This window comes from Streptomyces sp. NPDC006207, assembly GCF_040613835.1.
In the GTDB taxonomy this organism is placed as follows: Bacteria; Actinomycetota; Actinomycetes; order Streptomycetales; family Streptomycetaceae; genus Actinacidiphila.
This window is the reverse complement of record NZ_JBEXSX010000012.1, coordinates 122,445-138,770: the sequence shown is the minus strand read 5'-3', so window position 1 is coordinate 138,770 and position 16,326 is coordinate 122,445. Positions and strand designations below refer to the sequence as shown.

Annotated in this window: 19 protein-coding genes; 9 read left to right on the top strand and 10 right to left on the bottom strand. The window is 73.9% G+C overall.

All coding sequences use genetic code 11. From position 1 onward, the window contains the following. Positions 1 to 78 precede the first annotated feature (78 nt). Entirely contained in the window at positions 79 to 1,791 is a 1,713-nt protein-coding gene (locus ABZ312_RS12760; RefSeq protein WP_500437583.1) for an ArnT family glycosyltransferase, read from the top strand. 49 nt (positions 1,792 to 1,840) lie between these two features. On the opposite strand, the gene ABZ312_RS12755 is transcribed toward ABZ312_RS12760, so the two are convergent. After that, on the bottom strand, positions 1,841 to 2,764 hold the full coding sequence (locus ABZ312_RS12755) for an SAM-dependent methyltransferase (protein WP_500331784.1): 924 nt from the start codon (positions 2,762 to 2,764) through the stop codon (positions 1,841 to 1,843). Positions 2,765 to 2,967: 203 nt separating this feature from the next. Between ABZ312_RS12755 and ABZ312_RS12750 the strand changes: the two genes are divergently transcribed. Continuing rightward, entirely contained in the window at positions 2,968 to 3,879 is a 912-nt protein-coding gene (locus ABZ312_RS12750) for an NUDIX hydrolase (protein WP_500437581.1), read from the top strand. 29 nt (positions 3,880 to 3,908) lie between these two features. After that, positions 3,909 to 4,736 (top strand): phosphotransferase family protein, encoded by an 828-nt coding sequence (locus ABZ312_RS12745; protein ID WP_500331788.1) that lies wholly within the window; start codon positions 3,909 to 3,911, stop codon positions 4,734 to 4,736. A gap of 30 nt (positions 4,737 to 4,766) precedes the next feature. On the opposite strand, the gene ABZ312_RS12740 is transcribed toward ABZ312_RS12745, so the two are convergent. Genes ABZ312_RS12740 through ABZ312_RS12730 form a run of 3 tightly spaced genes read right to left on the bottom strand, consistent with a single transcriptional unit; the run spans position 4,767 to position 6,754 of the window. After that, positions 4,767 to 5,303: a hypothetical protein gene (locus ABZ312_RS12740; RefSeq protein WP_500331789.1), complete on the bottom strand. Its 537-nt coding sequence runs from the start codon at positions 5,301 to 5,303 to the stop codon at positions 4,767 to 4,769. A 44-nt stretch (positions 5,304 to 5,347) separates the two neighbouring features. Next, positions 5,348 to 5,890, bottom strand: a complete 543-nt coding sequence (locus ABZ312_RS12735) for a hypothetical protein (protein WP_500437579.1) — start codon at positions 5,888 to 5,890, stop codon at positions 5,348 to 5,350. A gap of 45 nt (positions 5,891 to 5,935) precedes the next feature. Continuing rightward, the gene (locus tag ABZ312_RS12730) at positions 5,936 to 6,754 is read right to left on the bottom strand and encodes an APC family permease (RefSeq protein WP_500359609.1); all 819 of its coding nucleotides are present in this window, start codon (positions 6,752 to 6,754) and stop codon (positions 5,936 to 5,938) included. Positions 6,755 to 6,772: 18 nt separating this feature from the next. Between ABZ312_RS12730 and ABZ312_RS12725 the strand changes: the two genes are divergently transcribed. Together ABZ312_RS12725 and ABZ312_RS12720 are read left to right on the top strand one after the other, a co-directional pair. Continuing rightward, a complete protein-coding gene (locus tag ABZ312_RS12725; RefSeq protein ID WP_500437578.1) occupies positions 6,773 to 7,525 on the top strand; it encodes a FadR/GntR family transcriptional regulator in 753 nt (250 codons plus the stop codon). Positions 7,526 to 7,598: 73 nt separating this feature from the next. Next, on the top strand, positions 7,599 to 9,176 hold the full coding sequence (locus ABZ312_RS12720) for a Na+/H+ antiporter (protein ID WP_500331795.1): 1,578 nt from the start codon (positions 7,599 to 7,601) through the stop codon (positions 9,174 to 9,176). Between the two features lie 15 nt (positions 9,177 to 9,191). Here the strand turns inward: ABZ312_RS12720 and ABZ312_RS12715 are convergent, their stop codons facing one another. From ABZ312_RS12715 to ABZ312_RS12690, 6 genes are all read right to left on the bottom strand, one after another. Continuing rightward, positions 9,192 to 9,464, bottom strand: a complete 273-nt coding sequence (locus ABZ312_RS12715; RefSeq protein WP_500331797.1) for a UBP-type zinc finger domain-containing protein — start codon at positions 9,462 to 9,464, stop codon at positions 9,192 to 9,194. A 74-nt stretch (positions 9,465 to 9,538) separates the two neighbouring features. Then, entirely contained in the window at positions 9,539 to 10,105 is a 567-nt protein-coding gene (locus tag ABZ312_RS12710; protein WP_500331799.1) for a GNAT family N-acetyltransferase, read from the bottom strand. 106 nt (positions 10,106 to 10,211) lie between these two features. After that, positions 10,212 to 10,784, bottom strand: coding sequence for a Clp protease N-terminal domain-containing protein (locus tag ABZ312_RS12705; protein ID WP_500437577.1), 573 nt, complete (start codon positions 10,782 to 10,784; stop codon positions 10,212 to 10,214). A gap of 2 nt (positions 10,785 to 10,786) precedes the next feature. After that, the gene (locus ABZ312_RS12700) at positions 10,787 to 10,996 is read right to left on the bottom strand and encodes an HTH domain-containing protein (RefSeq protein WP_018557908.1); all 210 of its coding nucleotides are present in this window, start codon (positions 10,994 to 10,996) and stop codon (positions 10,787 to 10,789) included. Positions 10,997 to 11,086: 90 nt separating this feature from the next. After that, on the bottom strand, positions 11,087 to 11,446 hold the full coding sequence (locus tag ABZ312_RS12695; protein WP_500331803.1) for a DUF6204 family protein: 360 nt from the start codon (positions 11,444 to 11,446) through the stop codon (positions 11,087 to 11,089). Positions 11,447 to 11,860: 414 nt separating this feature from the next. After that, a complete protein-coding gene (locus ABZ312_RS12690; protein WP_500331805.1) occupies positions 11,861 to 12,955 on the bottom strand; it encodes a PP2C family protein-serine/threonine phosphatase in 1,095 nt (364 codons plus the stop codon). A 203-nt stretch (positions 12,956 to 13,158) separates the two neighbouring features. Here ABZ312_RS12690 and ABZ312_RS12685 point away from each other — a divergent pair, with 203 nt between their 5' ends. The 4 genes from ABZ312_RS12685 to ABZ312_RS12670 all read left to right on the top strand — a co-directional run bounded on the left by ABZ312_RS12685 (position 13,159) and on the right by ABZ312_RS12670 (position 16,308). Further along, positions 13,159 to 13,536, top strand: a complete 378-nt coding sequence (locus ABZ312_RS12685) for a DUF2255 family protein (RefSeq protein WP_500331807.1) — start codon at positions 13,159 to 13,161, stop codon at positions 13,534 to 13,536. 1 nt (position 13,537) lies between these two features. Continuing rightward, positions 13,538 to 14,209 (top strand): SDR family NAD(P)-dependent oxidoreductase, encoded by a 672-nt coding sequence (locus tag ABZ312_RS12680; protein ID WP_500437576.1) that lies wholly within the window; start codon positions 13,538 to 13,540, stop codon positions 14,207 to 14,209. Between the two features lie 159 nt (positions 14,210 to 14,368). Beyond that, complete coding sequence (locus tag ABZ312_RS12675; protein ID WP_500331811.1) at positions 14,369 to 15,109, top strand: SDR family NAD(P)-dependent oxidoreductase; 741 nt, start codon at positions 14,369 to 14,371, stop codon at positions 15,107 to 15,109. A 29-nt stretch (positions 15,110 to 15,138) separates the two neighbouring features. Beyond that, positions 15,139 to 16,308, top strand: coding sequence for a cysteine desulfurase family protein (locus ABZ312_RS12670; RefSeq protein ID WP_500437575.1), 1,170 nt, complete (start codon positions 15,139 to 15,141; stop codon positions 16,306 to 16,308). The last annotated feature ends 18 nt before the right edge of the window (positions 16,309 to 16,326 follow it).

Here is a 16,326-nt window from a genome sequence, read left to right as displayed (position 1 = left end):
GTGTCCCGCGGCGCCCACCGGGAGGGCGCCGGCGCGGAGCGGTGGCGCCACAGGTACAGGCGACGGGGTAAGCGCACGATGACGCAGGAACGGCCCTCGCCCGCCGCGGTGTCCCCCGAACCGGCGACGCCCACCACCCTCGCCACGGTCCGGGTGCGCAGGTTCCCGGCCGGTCTGCGCCACCGGCGTCCGCTGTACGTCCTGGCCGTGCTCGTGCTCCTGGCGCAGATGGCGTTCGCGATGGTCACCACGGCCGTCCAGCAGACGCCCACCATCGACGAGCCGGTGTACGTGGGCACCGCTACGGTGTATCTGCGCGAGCACAGCCTGCGCTTCAACCCCGAGCACCCGCCGCTCGGCAAGCTCCTCATCGCCGGTGGTCTGGCGTTCGCCCACCCCCACCTCGACCCGGCCTTCGAGGGCGACCAGACGGAGCTCGGCCGCAGCGTGCTCTACGAGTCGGGCAACGATCCCTGGCGCCTGATGCTGGCGGCCCGGCTGCCGGTGATCGCGCTGACCCTGCTGTTCGGGCTGGTGGTGCTCGCCTTCGCGCGCGATCTCACCGGGCCCGCCGGGGGGCTGCTCGCGCTCGCCCTGTACGCGTTCTCGCCGGACGTCATCGCGCACGGCTCGCTCGCCACCCTCGACGTCCCGGCGGCCGGTTTCCTGCTGACGTCGGTGTGGGCGCTGTGGCGGGCCCGGGAGCGTCCCCGGCGGTACCTGCCGCTCGCCGGTGCGGCGTTGGGCGCGGCGGTCGCCACGCGGATGAGCACGCTCCCCGCGGTGCCGGTCCTGTTGCTCCTGGCAGCGCTGCCGGTGTGGCACGTTGGTGCGCGGGGCGCGCAGCGGCCCGGCACCGCCCGGTCGCTGCGGCGCGCCGCGATCGCGGCGGGCGGGGTCGGGCTCGTCGCCGTGGCAGTGGTGTGGGCGGCCTACCTCGTCGTCGACCCGCGTCTGCGCTGGACCGCGCCGGACACCCTGCCGGCCCTGCACGGACTTCGGGGCTGGGCCGTGGACGCGCTCCCGCTCCCGCGGGCGTACCGGGACGGGATGGCCGTCCAGTTCGGCTTCGAGGACTCGACCTTCGAGGGCTTCCTCTTCGGCCGCCACTACCGCGGGGCGCTCTGGTACTACCTGCCCGCCGCGGTGCTGGTGAAGACTCCGCTCGGCATGCTGGCCCTGTGGCTCGCCGGCACCGCCGCGCTGCTCGCCCTCCCCCGGCTGCGCCCCGCCGCCCCGTACCTGCTCGTCCCGGCGGCCGTGCTGACGGCCGCCGCCATGACCGGCTCACGGGACTTCGGCGTCCGCTACGTGGTCTTCCTTCCGATGTTCGGGGCCGTCGCCGCGGCCTGCGTCACCGCCCTGCGACGGCGGTGGGCGGACGTGGCGGCGGCGGCCCTCGTCGCCTTCGTCGCCGTCAGCTCGCTGCGTACCTTCCCCTACTACCTGCAGTACTCCAACGAGGCCTTCGGCGGCACGTCCCGGACCCACCTGCGCCTGCATGACTCCAACGTCGACTGGGGCCAGGACCTGGGCCGCCTCGCGGACCGGCTCCGCGACCGCTACCCCGGCGAGCGGGTCTGGCTGGTCTACAAGGGCAGCGGGGTCCCCGCCCACTACGGCATCCGCGCCGCCGATCCGCGCCAGGTCCCCGAGGACCAGGTCCACGGGCTGCTCGTGGTGTCGGACTCCTCGGTCGCGAAGGCCGAGGGCGCGCTGGCCGAGCTCATCGCCGGCAGCGAGCCGATCGACGAGGTGGGGCACTCGATCACGATCTACCGCCGCGGCTGACGACCGCGCCGCCCCCCGTCCGGGAGGGGCGGCGCCGGGCACGGCGGGGTCAGGGCTTGCGGGCCACCACGGCGTAGACGTTGATGTCCGCGTCCGTGACGTCGGTGATGCTCCGGTAGCGGATCGCGTCGATGTCCTCGAGGCCCTCGATGAACTCCGGCGAGGCGTCGGCGTGGGTGGCGAGGGTGTCGTCGACGTCGTCAGGGCGCCAGTGGTGGACGGGGACGAGTCCGGGCTCGACGATCTCCAGGCCGTTGTCCGTGACGAAGCGCAGGACCTCGGCGTGCTCGCGGAGCACGAAGGAGAAGCCGCGGTCCTGGTAGGTCTTGGCGACCTTGGCGATCTGCTCCGCGTTGAGGTCGGAGGTGAGGTGGCTCAGCACGACGTGGCTGCCCGAGGGCAGCGCGTCGACGAGGTGCTTGACGATCCCGTACGCCTCGTCGTCCTCGACGAAGTGCAGGACGGCGACGAGCACGAGCGCGACGGGCTCGGTGAGGTCCAGCGTGCCGGCCGCCTGGCGCAGGATCGCGGCGGGGTCGCGCAGGTCCGCGTCGATGTAGTCGGTCCGTCCCTCGGGGCCGCTGGTCAGCAGGGCGCGCGCGTGGGCCAGGACGACGGGGTCGTTGTCGACGTACACGACCCGCGCGTCGGGGGCGATCCGCTGCGCGATCTGGTGCACGTTCTCCTGCGTGGGCAGGCCGGTGCCGATGTCGAGGAACTGGCGTGTGCCGGTCTCCCCCGCGATGTGGTTCACCGCGCGGCGCAGGAAGTCGCGGTTGTGCCGCACGTCCAGGTAGCCCCGGGGATTTGCGGCCAGCGCGGCCGCGGCCGCCTCACGGTCGACGGGGTAGTTGTCCCTGCCGCCGAGGAAGACGTCGTAGACGCGCGCCGGGTGCGCCTTGGTGGTGTCGATCCGCCGGCGGAGCTGCTCGGCGGAGTCGTAGTCGTCGGGAGCGTCGCTGCCGCTGGTCATGGCCATCCCCTGGGGACTCGAATACGCGAACTGATCTGCACACAACTTAGCTGGTGAAGCTGCGAGTTGGCGCCATCCCTGCCCGCTCCTGCGGGCGGCCCGTACAGGGGCGCGCAGAAAGGCCGGAACCTGCCCTCCCGTTGGCCGTCCCCGCTCGTTGACCTTGGTGACCGCACACCCCCGGAGCTCGCTTGGAGGCTCGCTTGACGTCGATCCACGACGGTGCACCGGCTGCCGGTGAACCGCGCAACGCCTCGGTGCTCATCCACAACGACCAGGGCGAGTACCTCCTGCACCTGCGCAACCACCGCCCGGACATCCGCAACCCCGGCGCCTGGTCACTGCTCGGCGGCGGCCGTGAGCCGGGCGACGTGTCCCTGGAGGCGACCGCCCGGCGTGAACTGCGCGAGGAGGCGGGGCTCGACCTGCCCGCGCTGCGCGCCTTCGCGGTGGAGCACGTCCACGAGCCGGACGGGTCGCTCCTGCCGGTCCAGGTCTTCAGCGGCCGCTGGAACGGCGATCCCGACGCCCTGCGACTGACCGAAGGCGTCCTGCTGCGCTGGTTCCGGCCCGAGGTCATGCCGCGGCTGCGGTTGGGCCACGCGACCCTGGAGCTCGTCCGCCGGCACGCCCGCCTGGCCGTGCCGCCGGGCACCGGAGCCCGGGCGGCCGGGCGGGGCGTCCTCCACGTCGTCGGCGCGCACCTGTACCTGGAGAACGCCGGCGGCCAGGTCCTGCTCGGACTGCGCCACCCCGACTCCGCCTTCGCCGGCGGCGAGTGGCACTTCCCCGCCGGGCACTGCGAGCAGGAGAGCGCCGTCGCGTGCCTGGTCCGCGAGGCGGACGAGGAGACGGGCCTGCGGATCAGGCCGGAGGACGCCGAGTTCGCGCACGCCGTGCACCTCGTCGACGCGCCGGGCGGCCGTCCCCGGCTGCAACTCGTCTTCCGCGTACGCCGCTGGCAGGGCGAACCGGTGGTCCGCGAGCCCGACAAGTGCCTGTCCTGGCGCTGGTGGCACCCGAACGCCCTCCCCGAACGCCTCGTGCCGTACACCCGGGCCGCGATCGAAGGCATCCGGGCCGGCCGCCACTACACCGAGTCGGGCTGGGCATGACCTGCGGACCGGGCCTGCCGGAAGCCCGGGTGCGACGGTTCGCGGAACGCGCCGTCGGCCCGATCGAACGGTGGACGGACACGTCCTGGCCCCGCGAGAGCAGTCGGGTGTGGCGGGTGTGCGGTGCGGGCGGCCTCGTCGGCTACGTCAAGATCCACCAGAACGACCGCTTCCACCACCGGGAGGTGACGGCCTACCGGACCTGGGTGCGGGCCCTGGGAGCCGCCACGCCACGCCTGGTGGCGGCCGACGAACGGCTGCGCGCGATCGTCGTGACCGCCGTCCCCGGACGCCCGCTCCACGTCGGCGTCCGGCCCCCGGAGGAGGAACGTGCGATGTTCGTCCGCGTCGGCGCGCTCGCCGCCGCCGTCCACGGCAGCGCACCGCCACGGCCCGCCTCCGGGGACAAGGGACCTGCCACGGGGAAGCTCGACCTGCACCTGGACGGCGCCCGTCCCCACCTGGCCCCGGGTGACGAGGAGTTCGTCCGCGCGCTGACGGCCCGGGCAGCCGCCCTTCCCGCTCTCGACCTGGTGCCCACGCACGGCGACTTCCAACTGCGCAACCTGCTGTGGTCGGGCCGGCTCGCCGTGATCGACTTCGAGCGCAGCGAGCCGCAACCGGCGCTCCGTGACTTCGTACGGCTCTCCGACGCCTGGTCCGGCCGACCGGACCTCCACGGGGCCTTCCTGACCGGCTACGGGCGGGAGCTCACCCCGCTCGAGCACGAACGCCTGGCTGTCGACTCCGCCCTTGACGCCGTCTCGGGCATCCGTTACGGCGCCGCCCACGACGATCCCGAGGTCCTCGCACGCGGCCTGCGCACCCTCGCCCGGCTCCGCACGACCGGCCACTGACCCGGTGATCCGGGTCACCACGCTCAGGTCTCACCCCGCCGGCGCGAGCGCGAGGGGCGGTGAGGGCAGCCCGAAATGGTCGGCGATGATGCGCACGGTGTGGGTACCGTCGGCGTTGAAGGCGGCGTCCGCGTCGTACCGCGGGGTGTCGCGGCCCACGATGCCCGCGTCCAGGAGTTCACGGACGAGCAGGTCGGCCGAGCCGCCCGCGCGACGGGACTCGCGTCGCATGCCGAAGTTGAAGTAGGTCCCCTCGAAACCGCCCGAAGCGTGGGTGAACTGGATCGGGTGCTCGTCGCAATGGGGGACCACGTAGTCCTGCCCGTGCGGGCAGCGGCATGGGGGCGTGGAGGCCAGGAAGACGCTTTCCACCGGCGCACCTCCCGGGTCGCTCGCACGATGTACGTGCCGGAAGCCGGTGAGATCGCGCGCCAGTTCCCAGGCTTGCGACCGGCGCGGGGCACTGTAGGCGTCGTGGGTCAGCCAGACCCAGCCCGCCCCTGATCCGCTCGCGAGAGCAGGCCGGCCGGCCTCGGCGTAGACGGCGGCGACCGTCGGCAGCGTCATGCCCCTCACAAAGGTGACGAACGTGTTCGGGGTGAGCCAGGCCATCAGGCGCAGACCTCCGGGGACAGGGGCGGCGAGGGGAGGATGAAGAAACCGGCGATCGCCCGCACGAGGCGCGCGTGGTCCTCGTCGCGGTGGTCGAAGCAGTCGTGACCGGGGTCGGCCTCCCGCGCGCACGCCGAGTCCGGACCGATGAGGTTCGCGGCCAGCAGTTCGGGCGAGAGGTGGTCGGGGTTCTCACCGCTGCGGAGCTGCGGGCTGCCGAAGGAGAGGGAGAGGACCGTACGGCCGTCGCGGAAGTAGGTGAAGGACGGCGGATGGGCCTTCGCGCTGCAGGGCTCGGTCTCGAACACGACGACCTCCGCGCCGTCACGGCACAGGCGGTTGTAGTCCACTGCGTCGTAGTCATCGGCGTCGTAGTCGTGCATGTCGTGAACCGCCCACGCGCATTCGCCCGCCTCACCGACCATGAGCGGTTCCCGCTGCGCGCCCCGCAGGCGCCGCGTCAGCGCGTCGAGGGTCATGCCGCGGGCGAAGACGAGATTCACCTCGTGCCCGGCGAACGATCCGCGCATCCAAGTCGTCATGCCGCGACTGTAGGAGTGGGCACCGACAACGGGACCGCCGGGACGTCAGCCGGCCTCCGGTGCGCCGCCGCGCTCGTCGAAGGTGAGCTCGGGCGGCGGCCTGCGGAAGCCGCGGGTCAGGTAGGCGAGGTAGGCAACGCCGAGGGCGAGCCAGATGACGCCGAGGGTGAGGGCCTTGCCGTCGAGGTGGAACAGGAGCCAGAGGTCGATCAGGGCGCCGATGGCGGGGACGACGGCGTAGCCGAACACGCCCACGTGCTCGCCCGCGCGGCGCTTGCGCAGGTACGTCGCGATCACGCTGAGGTTGACGAAGGTGAAGGCGGTGAAGGCGCCGAAGTTGATGAAGGAGGTGGAGGTGGCGACGTCCAGGCGGAGGGCGATGAGCCCGACCACGCCGGTCAGGAGGATGTTGAAGGCCGGCGTCAGGTGGCGTGGGTGGAGGTGGCCGAAGACCTTGCGCGGCAGCACGTCGTTGCGGCCCATGGCGTACAGCAGGCGGGAGGTGCTGGCCTGGGCGGCGACGCCGGAGGCGAACCGGGCGACGACGAGTCCGGCGAGGAAGACGGAGGAGAAGAGGTCGCCGCCGATGGTCCTGGCGATCTCGAAGGCGGCCGAGCTGGGGTCGTCGAACCGGCTGCCGGGGTGGGCGAGCTGGGTGGTGTAGGCGAGCGCGATGAAGATGCCGCCGCCGATCAGGGCGGTGAGCATGATCGCGCGGGGCATGGTCCTGCGGGGCTCGACGGTCTCCTCGGTGAGCGTGGTGACGGCGTCGAAGCCGAGGAAGGAGTACGCCGCGATGGCCGCGCCGCCGGAGATCCCGGCCAGCGTGGTGGCGTCGTTGCGGAACGGCCCGGTGCTGAACAGGCCCCCGGCGCCCTCGATGTGGCAGCCGCCGGCCCGCCGCTGAGCACCCCGGCCCTCGGCGGCATCCGCCGTCTGTCCGCACTGGACACCGTCCGCGCCCGGATAGCCCTGGCCATCGACCTGGGCCTGCTCGCCCCCGGGGAGCGGTTGCCCGAGGCCGGCGAGATCGCCGCTGCGCTGGACGTCGGGGAGATCACGGTGCGCCGGGCCCTGGTGGCCCTGTGCGACGACGGGCTGCTGGAGCGCCGCCGCGGCCGCAACGGCGGCACACTGGTCGCCCGGCAACCGGCGAAGGGCTCGGTCAGCGCCGTCGGCAGCTACCGCTCCGACACCGACGCGGTGCGCCGGCTGATCGACCACCGGCTGGTCCTGGAGTGCGGCATCGCCCACCTCGCCGCCGGCCACGCCGACGACTCCGCGCTGCGCGAACTGGAGCACCTGGTCGACCTCATGGACGCGGTGACCAGCTGGGCCGAGTTCCACCGCCATGACGAGGAGTTCCACCTCGCCCTCGCCTCCGCCACCGGGACACCGTCGGTCGTCGTCCCGTACGCCGCCGTCGTCCGCGAGCTCTACCGGTACTACCTGCCCTACCCGCTCGACGCTCTGCGCGCCTCCAGCGCCAAGCACCGGGCCCTGGTCCGCGCACTGCGGCAGGGTGACCGCGCGACGACCGCCGCGGTCGCCCAGGACCACGTCCAGGCACTGCACCGGACGATGTTCATCGGCCTCCCCGAGGCCGTGCCGGGAGCCGCCACCGCCGAGGACTGAGACCCGGCCGCGACACCAGTACAGTCGAGCCACACGTGCGGCGTGCGCCGCCACAGGGGTGGAGGAGACGTCCGTGGAGGGGCTGGCGCTCGTCGCGCTCATGGTCGGTGCGGTGCTGGTCACCGCCGTCGCCCGGCGTCTGGGGGTGTCTCCGCCGCTGCTGCTGGTCGCCGTCGGCCTGTGCGCGTCCTTCGTGCCGGGCATCCCCGCGTACGCCATCGAGCCCGAGCTGGTGATGGTGCTGGTCCTGCCCCCGCTGCTGTACTCCTCGGCACGGGAGAGTTCCTACCTGCGCTTCCGGGAGAACCTGCGCCCCATCGGGCTGCTGGCCGTGGGGCTGGTGCTGTTCACCACGGTCGCGATCGGCTACGCCGCGTTCTGGCTGGTGCCGGGGCTGCCGCTGGGCTCGGCGCTGGTGCTCGGCGCGGTGCTGTCGCCGCCCGACGCGGTCGCGGCGACCTCCATCGGACGCCGGCTGGGGCTTCCGCGCCGGCTGCTGACCGTGCTCGGCGGCGAGAGCCTGGTGAACGACGCCACCGCGCTGACGGCCTACCGCGTGGCCATCGCGTCCGTGGCCGGCGCCGGCTACACCCTGCTGCAGGGCGTCGGGGTCTTCCTGATGGCGGCCGTCGGGGGCTCGCTGATCGGTCTGGCGATCGGCTGGCTGGCCCGCATCGGGCACCGGTTCCTGCCCGGGGACCTGGCCAGTGCGCTCGGGCTGCTCGTGCCGTTCCTCGCCTACCTCGTCGGTGAGGAGGCGCACACCTCGGGGGTGCTGGCCGTGGTCGTGGCCGGCCTGTACCTGGGACACCGGTCCCCCGACACGGAGGCGACCTCCCGGCTGCAGGTGTACGCGGTGTGGAGCGCCCTGGACACGGTGCTGGAGGCCCTCGTCTTCGCCCTGATCGGCCTCCAGGTGCGGGGCATCGTCGACACGGTCGACACGGGCGTGGGGCGGCTGGTCGCGGCCGGTGCCGCGCTGACGGCGGTGACCGTCCTGGCGCGCGTCGTGTGGGTCTACCCCGCGACCTACCTGCCACGGCTGGTGTTCCCGCGGATCCGGGCGCGCGATCCGTATCCGGTGTGGCAGTACCCGGTGGTGCTCTCCTGGGCGGGCATGCGCGGCGTGGTCTCGCTGGCCGCGGCCTTCGCGGTGCCGGAGACCACCGACAGCGGCGCGCCGTTCCCCGGGCGCGACGAGATCCTGTTCCTGACCTTCTTCGTCACGGTCGCCACGCTGCTGCTGCACGGGATGACGCTGCCCCCGCTCATCCGGCGGCTCGGCATCTGCAACAAGGAGGCGTACGAGGACGCCCTGGCCGAGGCGAGCGCGCAGCACAGTGCCGCCCGGGCGGCCCTGGCGCGCCTGGAGGAACTGGCCGGGGACAAGCGCTCCCACCAGGCCGTGCTGGAGACCCTGCGGCAGACCGCGGAGGCCCGCCGCAACGCCGCCTGGGAACGGCTGGGCGGCCCGACCGGCGGGGGCGCCGAGCCTCCGAGCGTGGCCTACCGGCGGCTGCGCCGCGCGATGCTGGACGCCGAACGGCAGGAGTTCGTGCGCTTCCGCGACGAACGCCTCATCGACGACGAGGTGCTGCGTCACGTCATGCGCGAACTGGACCTGGAGGAGGCGGCATTGCAGCGCGAGTAGCCGTGGGCCCGGTCCTCAGCCCATGGACTCGTGGACGAAGCACCAGCGCCAGCTCTCGCCCGGCTGGTACGAGCGGATCACCGGGTGGCCGGTGGCCTCGTGGTGCCCGGTGGCGTGCCGGCCCGGCGAGCTGTCGCAGCATCCGATGTGGCCGCAGGTGAGGCACAGCCGCAGGTGGACCCAGTCGTGGTGTCCTGCGGCCAGGCACTCCGCGCAGCCGTCGACGGGCGGCGCGGCCGCGACGTCGGCCGGGGCCTGCTCGAGATCGGGACATGCTGCTGTCGTCACGCCGGCCCCCTGTGCCGTCTGCGGATCACTGCTGATGGACGCCCCAGGCTACGTCAAGCGCACGCCGTGCGCGATCAGAGTGCCGGGGCGTCCCACCGTGCCGGGCCCGCGGCTCCGTCGAGGAGTTCGCCCTCCAGGAGGCCCATGGTGAACATGTCGTACCACCGGCCGTCGCGCCGGAAGACCTGGCGCAGGCGGCCCTCCTCGACGAAGCCGACCTTCCGGTAGACGTGGTGCGCCGCCTCGTTCTCGGTCACGACGGTGAGCGAGATCTTGTGCAGGCGCATCTTCTCGAAGCCGTAGCGGCACATCGTGCGCATGGCGTCGGTGGCGTAGCCGCGACCCCAGTACTCCTTCTCGCCGAGGTAGATGTCGAGTTCGGCGCATCCGGTCTCGGGTTCGGCGTCGCGCAGCCGCACCAGGCCGATCAGCCGGCCGTCCTGCGGCACCTCGATCCCGTAGAGCACGTCGCCGTAGGCGTTGCGGGGCCGCTCCTCCATGCGCTTCCTCACCTGTGCGAGGGGCTGGGCGTAGTCGTCGTCCATCCAGCGCATGACCTCGGGGTCGTGGTTCCAGCGCCACAGCGCCTCGGCGTCCGTGGGCTCCATCGGGCGCAACTTCACCAGTCGTCCGGGCACCATGGGGGCGGCCCTCCTTCGGGTCGGCATGATCGACGTCGTGGAACCCGAAAGGGTTAGCACGGTCGCCGTCGGCCGCTCAACCGATTTGCCCGCCGGGAGCGGGCGTTCAGTTCGCCTCGGCCCGGCCCTGGCCGTCCGCCGCCAGCACACGCTCGACGTCGGCCCACGACGCCCCGTGCTCGGCGAGGACGTCCGCGACCACGCCGGGGCCGATGGTGAGGGCGAGCAGGACGTGCTCGTCGCCGATGTGACGGTCGCCCCGGGCGACGGCGGCGCGCAGGGAGCGCTCCAGGACGCCCTTGGCCCCGCGGGTGAAGGGTCGTCGTCCCGCGGGCCGCCACCGCCGGGGCCCACGGCGGGCGGCGAGCGCGCCGGTGCCATGGGCGTCCTCCACGCGGGCGACGATCGCGGCGATGTCGATGCCGAGCCCGGCGAGCGCGTCGGCGTCGGCCCGTGAGACCCCGCCGCGGCGCCGGGTCTCCCCCAGCGCCTCCTCCAGGGCCTCGCGGCGCCGGTCGACGCCGAGCGCGGCCAGGGCGGCGGAGGCCCGGGTGCCCTCCAGGTCGAGCAGCGACAGCAGCAGGTGCTCCTCGCCGATCGTCGGGTCGCCCGCCCGTTCGGCGTGCCCGACCGCGCCCTCGACGACCTCGCGCGCGCTCTTGGTGAACTTCTCGAACATCCTCAATGCCTCCCGTACTTCTTGTGCACGGCCTGCCTGCTGACGCCGAGTTCGTGGGCGATCTCCTGCCACGACCACCCCTGCGCCCGCGCGCTCCTGACTTGTACGGTCTCCAGCTGCTCCAGCAGCCGCCGCAGCGCGGCGACGGCCCGCAGCCCGACCCTCGGGTCGCGGTCGCCCGCCCGCTCGGCGAGATCGGTTGCCTCGGTCATGTCTGTCAATTTACGTTGACAGACGCGGCACTGTCAACTCTGGTTGACAGCGCCGGGGGCGGGGGCGGGGGCGGGGGCGGGGGCGGGACGTCAGGCGTGCCCTTGTGCGGCGGCGCGGCGCTGCCGCTTGCCCAGCGGCGCCTGGGAGAGGTCCTCGGCCTGGGACCTGAGGTTCTTGTAGCCGTAGCCGCGCTCGTCCAGCCAGGCCCTGGCCGCCTCCTCCGCGCGTTCGGTCGCGTCGAGGATGTCCTCCTCCGCCTCGCCGGAGTCGACGAAGCGGAAGGTGAAGGCGGGGCGTGCCGCGATGTCGTAGCTGAGGTGGCCCTCGGGGGTGAAGGCGGCGCGCAGGACGTCGTGTTCCGGTGCGCGGGCGAGGAGTCCGGCGCGCTGCTCGGTGGTGAGTCCGTCGAAGGCGCCGCGGACGGTGACGCGGAAGGTGCGTGTGCTCATCCGCCGACCTTAAGCAGCGGGCTCCGTCCGGCTCCACCGCATTTCACGGGGCCGGGCCGCGGCGCCGCGGGACCGCGCCGGGAGGCGTCCCGCGGCGCCGTGCCCGCGCGGTCAGCCGGTGGTGACCAGCGGCTGGTCGGTGGGGTTCCGGGAGGTGGGACGCAGGCCGGTGAGGCCGATCGTGACGGTGGCGAAGCGGCCTGTCCGGCGGGCCGGCCGAGGACTGCGGCGTGGTTCTCCGTCGTGGAGCCGCCGGCCACGACGAAGGTGACCGCCGACGGCATGCGGACGCCCGGCAGGCAGGTGGGGACGGCGGTCACGGCGAACCACACGGCCGCCGCACGGGCGGGGCCGAGGCGGTCGGCGACTCGCCCGGTGGGGAAGGGACCGCGCGAGAACCGGGCGGGCGCCGCCTCAGCTGTCGCGCGTCACCGCGAGGAGCGCCATGTCGTCGTCGGTCGGACCGCCCGCGTGCCGGTGCACGTCGTCGAGCAGCGCCTCCAGCAACTCGGCCGGCCCGCCGCGCTCCACCCCGGCCAGCCGCGCCTGCGGGTCGTAGAAACGCCCCTTGGCATCGCGGGCATCGGTGACGCCGTCCGTGCACAGCAGCAAGGTCGAACCCGGCGGGAACGGCACCGTGTCCACCACGGCCTCTCCTTTCCCCAGGCCCTCCACCAGCAGCAGCCCGTACCGCGAGGGCTCGGCGGCACGCACCTTGCCGCGCCGCAGGAGCAGCGGTGCCGGGTGACCGAGGTTCACCAACCGGACGTGGTCGCCGCCGTGCGGGAACTCCACCAGGACCGCGGTGGCGAACCACTCCAGTTGCTCGCCCTCCTCGCGCCGGCTCAACTCCCGCCACAGGGCCCGCAGCATGTGCCCCGCCACGTCCGCCAGGGTCGCCTGCTCGTCGGCCGCCATCCGGAAGCTGCCGAGCACCAGCGTCGCCGCCTCCACGGCGTCCAGACCCTTGCCCCGTACGTCCCCGACGATGCAGCGCAGCCCGTACGACGTGTCCTGGACGGCGTACAGGTCCCCGCCGATCTCCGCCTCGGCCTCCGCCGCCTCGTAACGGGCCGCGATCCGCAGGTCCCGGACCCGCGCGGGCGGTTCGGGGAGCACCGCCCGCTGGACGGCCGCGGTGATCGAGCGGGCGGAGCGCAGCCGGTCCTCGCGCGCCTCCAGCAGCCGGTTGATGAACACCGCGACCACGGCGACCAGCGAGACGGTCAGCAGCTCGCTCATCCCGCTCAGTCCCCGCAGCCGGCCGAAGTGGGCGAGGATCGCCGCGTCCGCGACGATCGCCGCCAGACCGACCACCATCGTGCCCTGCATCGACAGCAGCGGGGCCGCGAGCACCGGGGCGACGGAGTAGAACGACGCGCTCGTGTACTGCGTCGGGGTGAGGAAGTCCACGACGAGACCGCCGACGAGCACCACGACCGGGAGCAGCCGCACGTACCAGCCCACCTCGGCCGGGCCACCGAAGATCTCCTCGTCGGCCCTCCCCACGCACCCTCCCGGTATCTCCCGCTGGCGATCCCTACACGCTCCCCGGCAATCGCCACTGCAGCCACCGCAGACCATCCCGTGGAGTGAACCGCCCGGTCAGGTACCCGTCTGGCCCCACGCGGCTACAGCCGGGGGCCGAAATTGTCGATCATTGCAGCAGGACGCACGGACCTGGTTCCCGCCACCGCCGAGGAGTCGCGCCGATGACGACGTGGACGAAGGACGAACTGGACCGCATCGAGCACGCCGACGAGCTCGCCATCGCGCCGCGGCGCGACCCCGGCACGCTGGACCCGCCGACCACCATCTGGGTGGTCCGCGACGGCGCCGACCTGTACGTACGGGCCTACCGCGGGCGCGGCGGCACCTGGTTCCGCGCCGCGCAGACGCGGCACGAGGGCCGGATCAGCGCCGGCGGCGTCGAGCGGGACGTCACCTTCGTCGAGGTCGACGACCCGGACGTCAACGAACGCCTCGACGCCGCCTACCGCGGCAAGTACGGCCACTACAGCGCGGAGTACGTGGAGCCCATGGTGGCCGGGACCGCGCGCGCCGCGACGCTCAAGCTCGTGCCGCGCTGACATGACGACCATGGTCATCGTCGGGGCGGGGCAGGGTCTGGGCGCCGCCGCGGCGCGCCAGTTCGGCTGCGACGGCTTCGACGTCGCGCTCGTCTCCCGCGACCAGGACCGCGTGGACTGCCTGGCGGCCGACCTGGACAGGGACGGCGTGACCGCGCGGGGGTTCGCCGCCGACGTCCGCGACCCGGTCGCCCTCGGGGCCGCTCTGGACGCCGCCGCGGCAGCGCTCGGGCCGATCGAGGTACTGCAGTACAGTCCCGCGCCGCACCGGGACTTCATGAAGCCCCTCCTGGACAGCACGCCCGCCGACTTCGCGGGACCGCTGGAGTTCTCCCTGTACGGCGTGGTCACGGCCGTCCACGCGGTGCTGCCCGACATGCGCTTCCTGGGCCGGGGCACGATCCTCTTCGTCAACGGCGGCAGTGCGGTGCGGCCGCTGCCGTCCCGCGCGGGGACCTCCGTGGCGTACGCGGCCGAGACCGCCTACGCGCGGATGCTGCACGACACGCTGGCCGCCGAGGCCATCCACGTCGCGCAGATGATCATTCCCGGGGTCATCGCGCCCGGGCACCCGAGGAACGATCCGGCCGCGCTGGCGCGCGCCCTGTGGGCGATCCACCGGGAACGGACCGGGTTCCGGCACTTCGCGGGCGTCCTGGAGGGCGAGGGCTGAACGACGGCGCGGTGACCACCGGGCCGCAGCGGCAGCCGTCCCGAACGGCCGTCCCGGCGGCGAGCCGACTTCGGGGGTGACGGTACGTGAGGTAGACAACCAGCGCGGACACGGAGCGTGTGTGTCCGCCGCCCATGTCGCCGCCCCGAGGAGCCAGCCGTGACCCAGGAGTTCTCCGGATCCACCGCCCTCGTCACGGGCGCCACAGCAGGGATCGGGCGGGGGGTCGCGCTGCGGCTGGCGGCACTGGGCGCCGAGGTCGTCGTCCACGGGCGGGACGGGGAGCGCGGTGCGGAGGTCGTCGCGGAGGTGGCGAACGCGGGCGGGCGCGCCCGGTTCGTCGCCGCCGACCTCTCCGACCCCGGCGACGTGCTGCGCCTCGCCGAGGCGGCGGGCGCGGTGGACGTGCTGGTCAACAACGCGGGCATCTACCGGTTCGCGGGCGCCGCCGGCACCACGGCCGGGATGTTCGACCTCCACATGGCCGTCAACGCCCGCGCGCCCCTGCTGCTCGTCGGAGCCCTCGCACCCGGCATGGCCGCCCGCGGCCGGGGCGCGGTCGTCAACCTGAGCACCCTGGCGGCGAGCGTCCCCGCCCGTGGGGCCGCCGCCTACGGGGCCTCCAAGGCGGCGCTGGAGCTCATGACCCGCGTGTGGGCCGACGAGTTCGGCGCCCGCGGGGTACGGGTGAACGCCGTGGCCTCCGGGCCGGTCCGCACCCCCGGAACCGTCGGGATGGGCGAGGACGCGCTGGCGGCCGTCGCACGGAACACCGTCCTGGGCCGGGTCGCCGAGGTCGACGAGATCGTCGAGGCGATCGTCTTCCTGGCCTCGGACCGCGCAGGGTACGTCACCGGCGCCGTCCTGGACGCGTACGGCGGTCAGCCGGCGATCGGCTGACCGCACCCCCTCCGGAAGGACCCTCGCCCATGAAGGTGCCGCCGCATCCCGGCCTCGGCGGGGACCGCGTCTACCTGGACCACAACGCCACCACCCCCGTCGACCCGAGGGTGGTGGAGGCGATGGGGCCCTGCCTCACCACCGGGTTCGGCAACCCCTCCAGCGGGCACGCCTGGGCCGCGGAGCCGGCCGCGGCGCTGGCGCGGGCGCGCCGCCAGGTCGCGGCGCTGATCGGGGCGACCGCGGAGGGGATCGTGTTCACCGGGTCGGGGTCCGAGGCGGACAACCTCGCCCTGCGCGGCGCGGTGCTCGCCGCGGGTACCGACCGTCCGCACGTGATCACCCAGGTCACCGAGCACCCGGCGGTGCTGGAGACCTGCCGCGCGCTGCAGCGGCTGCACGGGGTGCGGGTGACGTACCTGCCGGTGGACCGGGAGGGCCGGGTCGACCCGGCCGCGCTGGCCGCGGCCCTCACCGGGCGCACCGTGCTGGTCTCCGTCATGGCCGCCAACAACGAGACCGGCACCCTGCAGCCCGTCGCGGAACTCGCCCGGCTCGCCCGCGCCCGGGGCGCGCTGTTCCACTGCGACGCCGCCCAGGCCGCCGGGAAGGTCCCGCTGGAAGTGCGCGGGCTGGGGGTGGACCTGCTGACGGTGGTGGGGCACAAGATGTACGCGCCGAAGGGGGTGGCCGCCCTCTACGTGCGCCCGGGGCTCCGCCTGGAGCCCCTGGTGTACGGGGGCGGGCAGGAGGGCGGGCTGCGGGCCGGCACCGAGAACGTCGCCCTCGCGGTGGCGCTGGGGGCCGCCGCCGAGCTGGCGGCCGCCGAACTCGCCGACGGCGGGGCCGAGCGTGCCGAGGCGTTGCGCGACCGCCTGCACCAGGGCCTGACGCGGGCGCTGCCCGGCCGGGTCCACCTCAACGGGTCCGTCCGCCACCGCCTGCCCACCACGCTGAACGTCAGCATCGACGGCGTCCCGGCCCACGAACTGCTCGCCTCGGTGCCCCGGCTCGCGGCCTCCACCGGTTCGGCCTGCCACAGCGGCAGTCGTACGGCGTCCCCGGTGCTGCGCGCGATGGGCCTGGACGAGGCCCGCGCCCAGGCCGCCGTACGCCTGTCGGTGGGGCGCTGGACCACCGCGGACGACGTCGACCGTGCCTCCGGGCTGCTCGCCGCGGCCGTCGGCGCCCTCGCCTGATCCGGGAGCCGCCACGGA

Bases quoted from the DNA above. Each gene is read 5' to 3' on its own strand.
- ABZ312_RS12710 (WP_500331799.1), bottom strand. From the start codon at position 10,105: ATGGTGCCCGGACGACTGGTGAAGTTGCGCCCGATGGAGCCCACGGAC.
- ABZ312_RS12755 (WP_500331784.1), bottom strand. From the start codon at position 2,764: ATGACCAGCGGCAGCGACGCTCCCGACGACTACGACTCCGCCGAGCAG.
- ABZ312_RS12680 (WP_500437576.1), top strand. From the start codon at position 13,538: ATGACGACCATGGTCATCGTCGGGGCGGGGCAGGGTCTGGGCGCCGCC.
- ABZ312_RS12670 (WP_500437575.1), top strand. From the start codon at position 15,139: ATGAAGGTGCCGCCGCATCCCGGCCTCGGCGGGGACCGCGTCTACCTG.
- ABZ312_RS12740 (WP_500331789.1), bottom strand. From the start codon at position 5,303: ATGACGCTGCCGACGGTCGCCGCCGTCTACGCCGAGGCCGGCCGGCCT.
- ABZ312_RS12760 (WP_500437583.1), top strand. From the start codon at position 79: ATGACGCAGGAACGGCCCTCGCCCGCCGCGGTGTCCCCCGAACCGGCG.
- ABZ312_RS12705 (WP_500437577.1), bottom strand. From the start codon at position 10,784: ATGTTCGAGAAGTTCACCAAGAGCGCGCGCGAGGTCGTCGAGGGCGCG.
- ABZ312_RS12700 (WP_018557908.1), bottom strand. From the start codon at position 10,996: ATGACCGAGGCAACCGATCTCGCCGAGCGGGCGGGCGACCGCGACCCG.
- ABZ312_RS12695 (WP_500331803.1), bottom strand. From the start codon at position 11,446: ATGAGCACACGCACCTTCCGCGTCACCGTCCGCGGCGCCTTCGACGGA.
- ABZ312_RS12685 (WP_500331807.1), top strand. From the start codon at position 13,159: ATGACGACGTGGACGAAGGACGAACTGGACCGCATCGAGCACGCCGAC.
- ABZ312_RS12735 (WP_500437579.1), bottom strand. From the start codon at position 5,890: ATGACGACTTGGATGCGCGGATCGTTCGCCGGGCACGAGGTGAATCTC.